12 protein-coding genes and 1 pseudogene are annotated in these 12,940 nt (G+C 53.0%); 6 read left to right on the plus strand and 7 right to left on the minus strand.

All coding sequences use genetic code 11. The annotated features are described in order from the left end of the window. Positions 1–5: 5 nt before the first annotated feature. From panF to msrP, 7 genes and pseudogenes are all read right to left on the minus strand, one after another. The gene (panF, locus tag ACS0RQ_RS02635; protein WP_271849975.1) at positions 6–1,457 is read right to left on the minus strand and encodes a sodium/pantothenate symporter; all 1,452 of its coding nucleotides are present in this window, start codon (positions 1,455–1,457) and stop codon (positions 6–8) included. After that, a complete protein-coding gene (locus ACS0RQ_RS02640; RefSeq protein ID WP_271849884.1) occupies positions 1,447–1,689 on the minus strand; it encodes a YhdT family protein in 243 nt (80 codons plus the stop codon). The genes panF and ACS0RQ_RS02640 overlap by 11 nt, the downstream gene beginning before the upstream one ends. Positions 1,690–1,803: 114 nt before the next feature. Continuing rightward, positions 1,804–3,153: an acetyl-CoA carboxylase biotin carboxylase subunit gene (gene accC, locus ACS0RQ_RS02645; protein WP_039077403.1), complete on the minus strand. Its 1,350-nt coding sequence runs from the start codon at positions 3,151–3,153 to the stop codon at positions 1,804–1,806. Positions 3,154–3,163: 10 nt separating this feature from the next. Further along, on the minus strand, positions 3,164–3,640 hold the full coding sequence (accB, locus tag ACS0RQ_RS02650; RefSeq protein ID WP_039077404.1) for an acetyl-CoA carboxylase biotin carboxyl carrier protein: 477 nt from the start codon (positions 3,638–3,640) through the stop codon (positions 3,164–3,166). Between the two features lie 21 nt (positions 3,641–3,661). Next, positions 3,662–3,911 (minus strand): annotated as a pseudogene (locus ACS0RQ_RS02655) (type II 3-dehydroquinate dehydratase). Positions 3,912–4,145: 234 nt separating this feature from the next. Continuing rightward, positions 4,146–4,745, minus strand: coding sequence for a protein-methionine-sulfoxide reductase heme-binding subunit MsrQ (gene msrQ / locus ACS0RQ_RS02660; protein ID WP_110295858.1), 600 nt, complete (start codon positions 4,743–4,745; stop codon positions 4,146–4,148). Then, the gene (gene msrP / locus ACS0RQ_RS02665) at positions 4,746–5,747 is read right to left on the minus strand and encodes a protein-methionine-sulfoxide reductase catalytic subunit MsrP (RefSeq protein ID WP_271849885.1); all 1,002 of its coding nucleotides are present in this window, start codon (positions 5,745–5,747) and stop codon (positions 4,746–4,748) included. It lies immediately after the preceding gene. A gap of 280 nt (positions 5,748–6,027) precedes the next feature. On the opposite strand from msrP, the gene csrD reads away from it, so the two are divergent. From csrD to rng, 6 genes are all read left to right on the plus strand, one after another. Further along, positions 6,028–7,968 (plus strand): RNase E specificity factor CsrD, encoded by a 1,941-nt coding sequence (gene csrD / locus ACS0RQ_RS02670; RefSeq protein WP_079497037.1) that lies wholly within the window; start codon positions 6,028–6,030, stop codon positions 7,966–7,968. Positions 7,969–8,277: 309 nt separating this feature from the next. Then, entirely contained in the window at positions 8,278–9,321 is a 1,044-nt protein-coding gene (gene mreB / locus ACS0RQ_RS02675; protein WP_006818047.1) for a rod shape-determining protein MreB, read from the plus strand. Between the two features lie 65 nt (positions 9,322–9,386). After that, positions 9,387–10,391 (plus strand): rod shape-determining protein MreC, encoded by a 1,005-nt coding sequence (mreC, locus tag ACS0RQ_RS02680; RefSeq protein WP_071194416.1) that lies wholly within the window; start codon positions 9,387–9,389, stop codon positions 10,389–10,391. Beyond that, complete coding sequence (gene mreD / locus ACS0RQ_RS02685; RefSeq protein WP_039077409.1) at positions 10,391–10,879, plus strand: rod shape-determining protein MreD; 489 nt, start codon at positions 10,391–10,393, stop codon at positions 10,877–10,879. The genes mreC and mreD overlap by 1 nt, the downstream gene beginning before the upstream one ends. 8 nt (positions 10,880–10,887) lie before the next feature. Further along, positions 10,888–11,481: a Maf family protein gene (locus ACS0RQ_RS02690; protein WP_039077410.1), complete on the plus strand. Its 594-nt coding sequence runs from the start codon at positions 10,888–10,890 to the stop codon at positions 11,479–11,481. After that, complete coding sequence (gene rng / locus ACS0RQ_RS02695; RefSeq protein ID WP_039077411.1) at positions 11,471–12,940, plus strand: ribonuclease G; 1,470 nt, start codon at positions 11,471–11,473, stop codon at positions 12,938–12,940. The genes ACS0RQ_RS02690 and rng overlap by 11 nt, the downstream gene beginning before the upstream one ends.

Consider the following 12,940-nt stretch of genomic DNA (forward strand, 5'->3'; position numbering starts at 1 on the left):
ACTCTTTATTTATCAGTAGAAATCGTAGCGGGTTGTGAAACAGGCTGACCGAAACGGTTGCCGACCACAAACGCCAGTAAACTTAATAGTAACGAAGGCACAATCGGATGGAAGCCCAGGTACTGGATCTTAAACGTAGCAAGCACGGCATACAGCACGCCGCCGACGATCATGGCGCTCAGCGCGCCTGCCGCGTTTGCACGTTCCCAGTAAAGCCCCAGCACCAGCGGCCACAGGAATACGGCCTCCAGCCCACCAAACGCCAACAGGTTCAGCCAGATGATCATCTCCGGCGGTCGCCAGGCAGCAAGCAGCAGCAGAGCACCTAAAATCAGCGTGATGACTGCCGACATTCGTTTCAGGCGCCTCTCATTTTTTAGCTGCTCCGGGCGGAGGTTGAGATAGAGATCTTTAATGATCGTAGCGGAACTTTGCAGCAACTGGGCGTTGATCGTCGACATGATCGCCGCCATCGGTGCTGCCAGGAAGATCCCGGCGGCAAACGGCGGCAGCACTTTAACCATTAACGTGGGGATCACCAAATCCGGTACGGTCAGGTCAGGTATCACCGCGCGGCCCAGCGCGCCAGCCAGATGCATCCCGAACATCAGGATCGCCACCACAATCGTGCCGATGATTATTCCGCGATGCACCGCTTTGCTATCTTTATAGGAGATGCAGCGTACCGCCGTGTGCGGTAAACCGATCACGCCAAAACAGACCAGCACCCAGAATGAGGTCATAAAGGTTGGCGACAGAATATCGTTGGCCCCTTGCGGCGTGACCAGTTTCGGATCGATAGTCTGCAATGTCTCCACCGCATGACCTAAACCACCCGCCGCGTGCACCACGCCCACCAATAGGACGATGGTGCCAATCAGCATCACCATGCCTTGCATCGTGTCGTTCAGTACGCTTGCGCGAAAACCGCCAAACGCGGTATACAGCGCAATGCTGATGCCAAAAATCAGCAGACCGGTTTCGTAAGGGATGCCCGCAGCGGTTTCCAGCAAACGCGCGCCGCCAATGAACTGCACGGTCATTGCGCCGATGAAAGCTACCAGCAGGCTCAGGCTTGCCAGCCAGACCAGCAGACGACTCTGGTAGCGGGCGAACAGCATATCGTTGAGCGTCACTGCATTGTAGCGCCGCGCCAGAATGGCGAATTTCTTGCCAAGAATACCCAGCGAAAGCCAGACAGCAGGCAACTGGATCATCGCCAGCAACACCCAACCCAGTCCGTATTTATAGGCAGCGCCTGGGCCGCCGATAAAGGAACTGGCGCTGATGTAGGTCGCAGTCAACGTCATTGCCAGCACTATGCCGCCCATCGAGCGGCTGCCAAGGAAATACTCGTTCAGAAAGGTGCCGGTAGTCCTTTTGCGCATGGCGTATACAGACAGGCCAAACACCACTAACAGATAAGCGACAAGGGGGAGAATGACTTCAGGCTGCATCATCGTCCTCCAGGGGAATATCGCGATAAATAAACTTCACCATTGCCCAGCACAGTAGGATAAAAATCAGCGGCGTTAACAGGCAGGCCATTTCAAACCAGTGAGGTAATCCGGTAAACCCGACCGCTGAATCAGGTAAGTAAGCAGTCACTAACCAAGCGGCGAGGTAGAGGAGGGTCAGCCACAGCGCCCAGCGCGCTTCTTTGTGGGCCTGAACAAAACGTTTGTCCATTTTGTGTCCCATGTGGATAAAGAAAGCGGGGATTGTACCTTATGGATCGTCAGCGATCCCCTGAAATAAAAAAGGCCGGAAAATCCGGCCTTTTACATGACAAGTCACCCAGTCTTATTTTTCGTTCAGACCGAGTTTCTTCTCCAGGTAGTGGATGTTGGTGCCACCCTGCTGGAATTTTTCATCGCTCATGATGCGCATCTGCAGATCCACGTTGGTTTTGATACCGTCAATGATCAGCTCCTGCAACGCATTTTTCATACGCGCAATTGCCACATCACGATTCTCACCAAAGCAAATCAGCTTGCCGATCATTGAGTCATAGTACGGCGGTACGGTGTAACCGGCGTAGATATGTGATTCCCAGCGCACGCCAAAACCACCAGGTGCATGGAAACGGGTAATTTTACCCGGGCTCGGCAGGAAGGTGTTCGGATCTTCGGCGTTGATACGGCACTCTACCGCATGGCCTTTCACCACAACTTCTTCCTGTTTGATGGACAGTGGCTGACCGGCAGCGATACGCAACTGCTCTTTGATCAGGTCCACGCCAGTGATCATTTCGGTCACCGGATGTTCCACCTGGATACGGGTGTTCATTTCAATGAAATAGAACTCGCCGTTTTCGAACAGGAACTCAAACGTACCTGCTCCACGGTAACCGATATCCACACAGGCTTTGGAGCAACGCTCACCGATATAGCGGCGCAGTTCCGGAGTAATGCCCGGAGCCGGTGCTTCTTCGACAACTTTCTGGTGACGACGCTGCATGGAGCAGTCGCGTTCAGCCAGATAAATGGCGTTACCCTGGCCATCAGCCAGTACCTGGATCTCGATATGACGAGGATTTTCCAGGTATTTTTCCATGTACACCATGTCATTGTTGAACGCCGCTTTGGCCTCAGCTTTGGTCATGGCAATGGACTGTGCCAGTTCAGCGTCACCGCGAACGACACGCATGCCGCGACCGCCGCCGCCGCCGGACGCCTTGATGATAACCGGGTAGCCAATGCGTTTGGCATGCGCGCGGTTGACATCCATATCGTCGCCCAGCGGGCCGTCGGAGCCCGGTACGGTCGGTACGCCCGCTTTCTTCATAGCGGTAATGGCAGACACTTTGTCGCCCATCAGGCGAATAGTGTCGGCTTTCGGGCCGATGAAGATAAAGCCGGACTGCTCAACCTGCTCGGCAAAGTTGGCGTTCTCTGAAAGGAAACCATAACCGGGGTGAATCGCCACCGCGCCAGTGATTTCCGCCGCGCTGATGATAGCCGGGATGTTCAGGTAGCTTTTTACGGACGGAGCCGGGCCAATACAGACCGTCTCATCCGCCAGGAGTACGTGTTTTAAATCGCGGTCCGCAGTCGAATGCACGGCGACAGTCTTGATACCCAGTTCTTTACAGGCACGAAGAATACGCAGTGCAATCTCGCCGCGGTTGGCGATGACAATTTTATCCAGCATGTGCGCCTCGTTATTCGATGACGACCAGCGGCTCGTCAAACTCTACCGGCTGGCCACTTTCAACCAGAATGGCTTTCACTACGCCCGCTTTGTCGGCTTCGATCTGGTTCATCATTTTCATGGCTTCAACGATGCACAGGGTATCGCCGACATTGACTTTCTGGCCGACTTCACAGAATGCTTTAGCGTCCGGGCTCGGCGTGCGGTAGAAGGTCCCGACCATCGGGGAACGTACGATGTGACCACTGATTTGCGCAGCCGCAGGTTCTGCTGCCGTAGCCGGAGCTGCGGGAGCGACTGCGCCAGAAAGCGCAGGGGCTGGCTGCTGCATAACCGGAGCCGCATAAGCTTGCTGCATCACCGGGAAGCCCGTGTTCACCGGTGCGCGGCTGATGCGTACAGACTCTTCGCCTTCAGAAATTTCCAGTTCAGCGATGCCTGATTCTTCAACCAGTTCGATCAGTTTTTTAATCTTACGAATATCCATGAGTGGGTTCCGTACTCTTGTTTAGTTTGATTGTGACAGGCGTGTTACCGCCGTCTGTAAAGCGTATGTACAACTGCCAGCATAAGGTCCGAAGACCACGCCAGTAGCGATTTCGGAGAGCCAGGAATGATGGCGAGATGGTTCGTGCGCATGCATATTGCTCAGAGTGAACTCAGTAAAGTCGAAGGGTGCCATAGGTTTCCGACTTGCGTGCTCCCGGCATGTTAAGATTGGGGCCGTTTAAAAGCAAAATGCGCAACTTGCCAGCCATCGTGCTGCTATCTCCTGCAATTTTCCGGTAAAAAACAAAATATACCTTCATTGCGTGGTTGTCACCTTTTTGGACCTTAAAAAGCCCGCCAGGCAAAACCAAAGTCGCACATTATAACTATTTCGTAGCATTTCGCAGCTAAATACTGGTCTTATCAGGGAAGATTATCAACCGCATTTGGTTTTATCCCTGCGATTGATAATGGAACTGCGGAGGAGTGCACATATCGAAACTTTAGCGCCACCACTGGCGGAACTTCTTGTATCGCCACGCTAATAGCCCGAATGCAGCGGCTGCATACAGGAGCGGCAACGGCGATAATATCTTCACTGACCACAGATAATGGATAGGGGCCAGGATCGCGACCAGATAGACGAAGTTATGCAATTGTTGCCATCGTTTACCCATTTTTCGCTGTGCCCACTGGGTAGATGTCGCTGCCAGAGCCAACAGGATAAACCAGCTCACAATTCCTAACATTAAATAGGGGCGAGTTGTCAGTTCCCGGCCAAGCAAAACCAGATTGTTGATCCCCAGTTCCAGCAGTGCGTAACTGGTCAGATGTAATGTTGCCCAGGCAAAACACCATAATCCCAGTAAACGACGGGTGCGAATAAGCAACGGTTGTTTAGCGTAACGCGCCAGTGGCGCAACCAGCAAGCCTGCCAGTAAAAATTTCAGCGCCATTCTGCCGGTAAAATGCTGAATGTCTTTTGCCGGGTCGGCACTAAAATACCCCTGCGACGACGCCCAGAACAACCAGACAAAGGGCAGAAAACCTGCCAGGTGCAGCAATACTTTAAGCCAGACAATCTGTTTTGCTGTTAAACGCACTCAAAAATTCTCCCGCAGATCCAAACCACGATAAAGGGACGCCACTTCATCCGCATAGCCGTTAAAAAGAAGCGTAGGCTGGCGTTTTACATCCAGTACGCCGCCGGATCCGATAAAGCGCTCGGTCGCCTGTGACCAGCGAGGATGGTCGACATGCGGATTTACATTGGCAAAAAAACCGTACTCATTTGGCGCCGCAAGGTTCCAGGTGGTGGGTGGGCGTTCTTTCGTTAGCTTAATACTGACTATCGACTTAATGCCTTTAAAACCGTATTTCCACGGGACGGTCAGGCGGATCGGCGCGCCATTTTGTGGCGGCAGCGCTTTACCATAAACGCCAACCGACAATAATGTGAGGGGATGCATCGCTTCATCTATACGTAACCCTTCTACGTAAGGATATTCCAGACCGCCGCCAATGAAGCGATCCTTCTGACCGGGCATCTCATCGGGGGCATAGAGGGTTTGAAAAGCCACATATTTAGCGTTGCTGGTGGGCTCGACCAGCGACAGCAGCTTATGCAGCGGAAAGCCGGTCCATGGAATCACCATCGACCAGGCCTCAACACAACGCATGCGGTAGATGCGCTCTTCCAGCGGGAAACGCGCGGTAAGCGCGTCATAATCAAGCGTAAGGGGTTTGGCTACTTCACCGTCAATTTTGAGCGTCCATGGATTGGTTTTCATGCTTCCCGCGTTAGCCGCGGGATCGGCTTTATCCAGCCCAAACTCATAAAAATTGTTATAGCCCGTCACTTTATCTTCCGGCGTTAATGTCAGCGTGTTTTGCCACTGAGCCGGTTTACTGAACTGGAGTGGTTTGCCGGGCTGGGCTTTAGGCCGATCATTTCCTTTAAACCAGTCAAGCAGATCGGCGCGCGCAGTGGGAGACAGGCTCAGGGCAGCGGCGCTAATGCCCAGCGTTTTCAGGATCTGGCGACGTCGCAGCATAAAAACGGATTCGGCGGTGACATCGGATTCAGTAAGTTTTTTCTTGTGCATAAATTTCCCCCTTTTTATTACTTGTAGCACGGCGAATATGTGGTCGGGGGATTATCACGAAAAATTGAAATCTGGCCGTTTACTGCCTGCAGGTGGCCTTTGCTCCCCAGGATGATTGGCAAATAAATTCTGAGGGCTATACTCGCATAGTTGTATGCAATACTGATTGCCAGAAGCGTCAGGCCTGCTAGTATGCCGGGCTCGTTTTTCAAGTTAGCGCTTACTTTGTTTTCAGGGTTTGCCGCGTCTCGTTCTTTTACACTACGGAGTTAACACAAGGATGCGATTAACGACGAAATTCTCAGCTTTTGTGACGCTACTAACGGGCCTGGCAATATTTGTCACCCTGTTTGGCTGCTCACTGAGCTTTTACAACGCCATTCAGTCGAAGGTGATCAACCGCGTTGAATCGGTTGCGGCGGTGGTTGATACCCGTTTGATTTTTATGTCTCCTTCGGCCATCTCATCCCATCTGGATGAACTGATGGTGCCAGTGGACATAGTGGGTATCGAGGTACGTCAGGGAAAGCAAACCGTTCTGCAGCACACCCGCAAAAGCAGTTATCGCCCCGCCGGTAGTAATTACCAGTATCGTGAATTAGAGATTAACTCCCTTAAAAATCCGGGCATGACCATCACGCTGGTCTATCAGGACCCGATGGCTAACTATTTCCGTTCTCTCTTAACCACCGTACCGCTGACGCTGGCGATCGGTTTTATGGTCCTGATTATTTTCCTCTCTGTACGCTGGCTGCGCCGACAGCTCTCGGGGCAGGAATTACTCGAACTTCGCTCCACCCGCATTCTTAATGGGGAGCGCGGGGCGCAGGCGCGCGGTTCTATTTATGAATGGCCATCCCGCGCCAGTAGCGCGCTGGATGTTCTGCTCTCAGAGATCCAGTTTGCCAGCGATCAGCGCAGTCATATCGATACGCTGATCCGTTCCTACGCCGCCCAGGATACCAAAACCGGGCTCAATAACCGTCTCTTCTTTGATAATCAACTGGCCACATTGCTTGAGGATCAGGAGAAAGTCGGCGCGCACGGCGTTGTCATGATGATCCGGTTACCCGATTTTGAATTACTGCGCGATAGCTGGGGGCGCCCGGCCGTCGAAGAGCATCTGTTTATGCTCATTAACCTGTTATCGACATTTATTATGCGTTATCCCGGCGCGCTGCTGGCGCGCTACCACCGCAGTGACTTTACCGTGCTGTTACCGCACCGCACATTAAAAGAAGCGGAAAGTATCGCCGGGCAGATTTTAAAGGCCGTGGATGGCCTGCAACCCAGCAAAATGCTCGATCGTGAAGATATGATGCACATTGGCATTTGCGCCTGGCGCAGCGGACAGTCAACAGAGCAGGTCATGGAGCATGCTGAAGCGGCGACCCGCAATGCGGTATTGCAAGGGGGGAATAGCTGGTCGGTTTACGACGATACGCTGCCGGAGCAGGGGCGCGGCAACGTTCGCTGGCGCACGCTCATTGAGCAAATGCTTAGCCGTGGCGGCCCGCGGGTCTATCAGAAGCCAGCAGTGAATCGCGAAGGGATTGTTCACCATCGCGAACTGATGTGCCGCATCTATGATGGCGACCAGGAAGTTATTTCTGCGGAATATATGCCCATGGTGCTGCAGTTTGGTCTGTCTGAAGAGTATGACCGATTGCAAATTGGACGCCTCATTCCTTATCTGGGGTACTGGCCGGAAGAAACCCTCGCCATGCAGGTGACCGTGGAGTCGCTTATTCGACCACGTTTTCAGCGTTGGCTGCGCGATACCTTGATGCAATGTGAAAAATCACAGCGTCGACGGATTATTTTTGAACTTGCCGAGGCTGATGTTTGTCAACATATCAGCCGGTTACAACCGGTGGTGCGGTTGATTAATGCGTTAGGCTCGCGAGTTGCTGTCACGCAGGCGGGTCTCACCCTGGTCAGTACCAGCTGGATTAAAGCGCTGGATGTTGAATTGCTAAAACTTCATCCTGGGATTGTCAGGAACATTGAGAAACGCACGGAAAATCAGCTACTGGTGCAAAGTCTCGTAGAAGCCTGCAAAGGTACGCATACGCGCGTTTTCGCCACTGGCGTTCGTTCCCGTGGCGAATGGCAGACGCTGATTGAACGTGGCGTTTCGGGTGGTCAGGGGGATTTTTTTGCTTCCTCCCAGCCGCTTGACACCAATGTGAAAAAATATTCGCAAAGATACTCGGTTTGAACTGCCGTTTAAGCCGTTTTCACGTAGAATAACGCGCGCTGTATCGTACGTATGGGGGTGTGCTTGCCTGCCCGCCAGATTGCCACAGCGCGAACGCTAGTTTTAACCTTTGACAGGTTACAAACGCAGGGCAAGGATTGCTCCCGCCATGGTTCATTCCTGAAGGAGTCAGGTTGTTTGTAACAAAGGAAACAAACTGCACTAATTTTCACCGTAGCAGATGATTTTTGCGCCTTGTCGCTGCTGCGTGTGGTTGGTAAAGTAAGCGGATTTTGTTTTCCGCCCCAGCTTTCAGGATTATCCCTTAGTATGTTGAAAAAATTTCGTGGCATGTTTTCCAATGACCTGTCCATTGACCTGGGTACCGCGAATACCCTGATTTATGTAAAAGGACAAGGCATCGTATTGAATGAGCCTTCCGTGGTAGCCATTCGCCAGGATCGTGCCGGTTCACCGAAAAGTGTAGCCGCGGTAGGTCATGAAGCTAAGCAGATGCTGGGCCGTACGCCGGGCAACATTGCTGCTATCCGCCCGATGAAAGATGGCGTGATCGCCGACTTCTTCGTGACAGAAAAGATGCTCCAGCACTTTATCAAACAGGTGCACAGCAACAGCTTTATGCGCCCAAGCCCGCGTGTTCTGGTGTGTGTGCCGGTTGGCGCGACCCAGGTAGAGCGTCGTGCGATCCGTGAATCCGCTCAGGGTGCTGGTGCGCGTGAAGTTTTCCTGATTGAAGAACCTATGGCTGCCGCAATCGGTGCAGGCCTGCCAGTTTCTGAGGCAACCGGTTCTATGGTTGTCGATATCGGTGGTGGTACCACAGAAGTGGCCGTTATCTCTCTGAACGGCGTGGTCTACTCCTCCTCTGTACGTATCGGTGGTGACCGTTTCGATGAAGCAATCATTAATTACGTTCGCCGTAACTACGGCTCTCTGATCGGTGAAGCGACCGCTGAGCGTATTAAGCACGAGATCGGTTCTGCTTACCCGGGTGACGAAGTCCGCGAAATCGAAGTTCGTGGCCGTAACCTGGCAGAAGGTGTTCCGCGTGGCTTCACGCTGAACTCTAACGAAATTCTGGAAGCACTGCAGGAACCTCTGACCGGTATTGTTAGCGCGGTGATGGTTGCACTGGAACAGTGCCCACCAGAACTGGCGTCCGATATTTCTGAGCGCGGTATGGTTCTGACCGGTGGTGGCGCGCTGCTGCGCAACCTTGACCGCCTGTTAATGGAAGAGACAGGTATTCCTGTCGTAGTTGCAGAAGATCCACTGACTTGCGTAGCGCGTGGCGGCGGCAAGGCGCTGGAAATGATCGATATGCACGGCGGCGATTTGTTCAGCGAAGAATAGTCTGATTCAGATTCGGGGCGAAGATATCGCCCCGGATTTGTCTGGCCTGAGAATACGCAAAGCCTATGAAGCCAATTTTTAGCCGTGGCCCGTCGCTACAGATTCGCCTTTTCCTGGCGGTGGTAGTGGCGCTCGGAGTTATTATTGCCGACAGCCGCCTCGGTACGTTCAGTCAAATTCGAACGTACATGGATACTGCCGTCAGTCCTTTCTACTTTATTTCCAATGGTCCTCGCGAATTATTAGATAGCGTTTCACAAACGATCTCGTCGCGCGATCAACTTGAGCTTGAAAATCGGGCATTGCGTCAGGAACTGCTGCTGAAAAACAGCGAGCTGCTGATGTTAGGGCAATATAAACAGGAGAACGCGCGACTGCGCGAGCTGCTGGGTTCGCCGCTGCGTCAGGACGAACAGAAAATGGTCACCCAGGTTATTTCAACGGTCAACGATCCGTATAGCGACCAGGTTGTTATCGACAAGGGCAGTGCTAACGGTGTCTATGAAGGCCAGCCGGTGATCAGCGATAAAGGCGTGGTAGGCCAGGTTGTCGCAGTAGCCAAACTGACCAGCCGGGTTCTGTTAATTTGTGATGCGACCCATGCACTGCCGATTCAGGTGCTGCGTAACGATATTCGCGTTATTGCCGCAGGCAATGGCTGTACTGACGATCTGCAACTGGAACATCTGCCAGCCAATACCGATATTCGGGTAGGGGATGTGCTGGTGACGTCCGGTCTCGGTGGGCGCTTCCCGGAAGGTTATCCTGTTGGGGTGGTCTCTTCCGTAAAACTCGACACGCAGCGGGCGTATACCGTTATCCAGGCGCGTCCTACCGCAGGCTTGCAGCGTTTGCGCTACTTGCTTTTGCTGTGGGGAGCCGATCGTAACGGCACGAATCCGATGACGCCGGAAGAAGTACACCGCGTGGCTAACGAACGTTTGATGCAGATGATGCCGCAAGTATTGCCTGCTCCGGATGCGATGGGGCCGCCTGCGCCGATTCCTGCACCTGCAACCGGTATTGCCGGGCCGCCGTCACCGTCTCAAGGCTCCCGGGGAGGCCAATAGTGGCAAGTTACCGTAGCCAGGGGCGATGGGTTATCTGGCTCTCGTTTCTTATCGCATTGTTGCTTCAAATTATGCCCTGGCCGGATGACATTCTTGTCTACCGGCCAAACTGGGTGTTACTTATCCTGCTTTACTGGATTCTGGCGCTACCGCACCGCGTAAATGTCGGCACAGGTTTCGTTATGGGTGCCATACTGGATCTGATTAGCGGATCCACGCTTGGTGTACGTGCGTTGTCTCTGAGCATTATCGCCTATCTGGTCGCGCTTAAATTTCAACTGTTCCGTAACCTGGCGCTATGGCAACAGGCGCTGGTGGTGATGGTCTTGTCGCTGGCAACCGAAGTCATCGTCTTTTGGGCAGAGTTTTTGGTCATTAATGTCTCCTTCAAACCAGAAATTTTCTGGAGTAGCTTCGTTAATGGCGTGCTTTGGCCGTGGCTTTTCCTGCTTATGCGTAAAATTCGCCAGCAGTTTGCCGTGCAATAAAGGTTTTTATGACATCGATTTGGCTTGCCTCTGGTTCCCCGCGTCGTCAGGAACTGCTCACTCAACTGGGCGTGACCTTCGAGCGAATTATTCCCGGTATTGAAGAGCAACGTCGGGCGCAAGAAAGCGCCCAACATTATGTTGTGCGGCTGGCAAGGGAAAAGGCGCTCGCAGGTGTGGCGATGGTTTCTCGCGATTTGCCCGTGCTGGGGGCTGACACCATTGTCATATTTAATGGTGAAGTGCTTGAAAAACCGAAAGACTCCTCGCATGCTGCTAAAATGCTGCGACAGCTCTCTGGTCAGACCCATCAGGTGATGACGGCCGTCGCGCTGGCGGACAACCAACACCTGCTGGATTGTCTGGTGACAACCGAGGTGACGTTCCGAACCCTTTCTGATGATGATATTGCTACCTATGTTGCCAGCGGTGAGCCGATGGACAAAGCCGGTGCGTACGGAATTCAGGGGCTGGGCGGCTGTTTTGTCAGGAAAATAAACGGGAGTTATCACGCTGTGGTGGGTTTGCCGCTGGTAGAGACCTGGGAACTGTTGAGCAACTTTAACGCATTGCGCGAGGGAAGAGACAATCATGACGGCTGAATTGTTAGTCAACATTACGCCATCGGAAACACGCGTGGCCTATATCGATGGCGGTATCCTGCAAGAGATTCACATTGAACGTGAAGCGCGGCGCGGGATAGTAGGCAATATCTACAAGGGTCGGGTCAGTCGCGTACTGCCTGGTATGCAGGCGGCTTTTGTAGATATTGGTCTGGATAAGGCCGCGTTTCTTCACGCCTCGGACATTATGCCTCACACCGAATGTGTGGCGGGAGAAGAGCAGAAGAACTTCACCGTTCGCGATATCTCTGAGTTGGTACGTCAGGGACAGGACCTGATGGTACAGGTGGTGAAAGATCCCCTGGGCACCAAAGGTGCTCGCCTGACCACAGACATCACTCTACCTTCTCGCTATCTGGTCTTCATGCCCGGCGCATCACACGTTGGGGTTTCTCAGCGTATCGAAAGCGAGGCCGAACGTGAGCGACTCAAGCAGGTCGTCTCTGAGTATTGCGATGAGCAGGGCGGATTCATCATTCGCACGGCGGCAGAAGGGGTGTGCAATGAGGATCTCGCCTCCGATGCAGCCTACCTCAAGCGGGTATGGACGAAAGTCATGGAGCGCAAAAAGCGTCAGCAGACCCGGTGCAAGCTCTACGGCGAACTGGCGCTGGCGCAGCGTGTGCTGCGTGATTTTGCCGATGCTCAACTTGACCGGATCCGCGTTGACTCACGTCTGACCTATGAGATGCTGCTGGAGTTCACCGCTGAATACATGCCGGAAATGACCAGCATGATTGAACATTACAGCGGTCGCCAGCCGATATTCGATCTCTATGACGTTGAGAATGAAATCCAGCGCGCACTGGAAAGAAAAGTGGAGTTGAAATCCGGTGGCTATTTGGTTATTGACCAGACCGAAGCAATGACGACGGTGGATATCAACACCGGGGCGTTCGTTGGCCACCGTAATCTCGATGACACCATTTTCAATACCAATATCGAAGCCACGCAGGCTATCGCTCGCCAACTGCGTTTACGTAACCTTGGCGGCATTATCATCATTGATTTCATAGATATGAATAACGATGACCATCGCCGCCGTGTCCTGCATTCACTGGAACAAGCCTTGAGCAAGGACCGTGTGAAGACCAGCATAAACGGTTTCTCTCAGCTCGGTCTGGTTGAGATGACCCGTAAACGTACGCGTGAAAGCGTGGAACATGTTCTCTGTAATGAATGCCCAACCTGCCATGGACGAGGCACAGTAAAAACGGTGGAAACCGTCTGCTACGAAATCATGCGTGAAATCGTTCGCGTACACCATGCTTACGACTCAGATCGTTTCCTGGTCTATGCTTCTCCTGCTGTGGCGGAAACCCTGAAAGGGGAAGAGTCCCATGCGCTGGCTGAGGTCGAAATCTTTGTCGGTAAGCAAGTTAAAGTGCAAATTGAGCCGCTCTATAATCAGGAGCAGTTTGATGTGGTGATGATGTAA

It is taken from the genome of Phytobacter diazotrophicus (assembly GCF_052061655.1).
Classification (GTDB): Bacteria; Pseudomonadota; Gammaproteobacteria; order Enterobacterales; family Enterobacteriaceae; genus Phytobacter; species Phytobacter diazotrophicus.

Bases quoted from the DNA above. Each gene is read 5' to 3' on its own strand.
- panF (WP_271849975.1), bottom strand. From the start codon at position 1,457: ATGCAGCCTGAAGTCATTCTCCCCCTTGTCGCTTATCTGTTAGTGGTG.
- ACS0RQ_RS02640 (WP_271849884.1), bottom strand. From the start codon at position 1,689: ATGGACAAACGTTTTGTTCAGGCCCACAAAGAAGCGCGCTGGGCGCTG.
- accC (WP_039077403.1), bottom strand. From the start codon at position 3,153: ATGCTGGATAAAATTGTCATCGCCAACCGCGGCGAGATTGCACTGCGT.
- accB (WP_039077404.1), bottom strand. From the start codon at position 3,640: ATGGATATTCGTAAGATTAAAAAACTGATCGAACTGGTTGAAGAATCA.
- msrP (WP_271849885.1), bottom strand. From the start codon at position 5,747: ATGCACAAGAAAAAACTTACTGAATCCGATGTCACCGCCGAATCCGTT.
- csrD (WP_079497037.1), top strand. From the start codon at position 6,028: ATGCGATTAACGACGAAATTCTCAGCTTTTGTGACGCTACTAACGGGC.
- mreB (WP_006818047.1), top strand. From the start codon at position 8,278: ATGTTGAAAAAATTTCGTGGCATGTTTTCCAATGACCTGTCCATTGAC.
- mreC (WP_071194416.1), top strand. From the start codon at position 9,387: ATGAAGCCAATTTTTAGCCGTGGCCCGTCGCTACAGATTCGCCTTTTC.
- ACS0RQ_RS02690 (WP_039077410.1), top strand. From the start codon at position 10,888: ATGACATCGATTTGGCTTGCCTCTGGTTCCCCGCGTCGTCAGGAACTG.
- rng (WP_039077411.1), top strand. From the start codon at position 11,471: ATGACGGCTGAATTGTTAGTCAACATTACGCCATCGGAAACACGCGTG.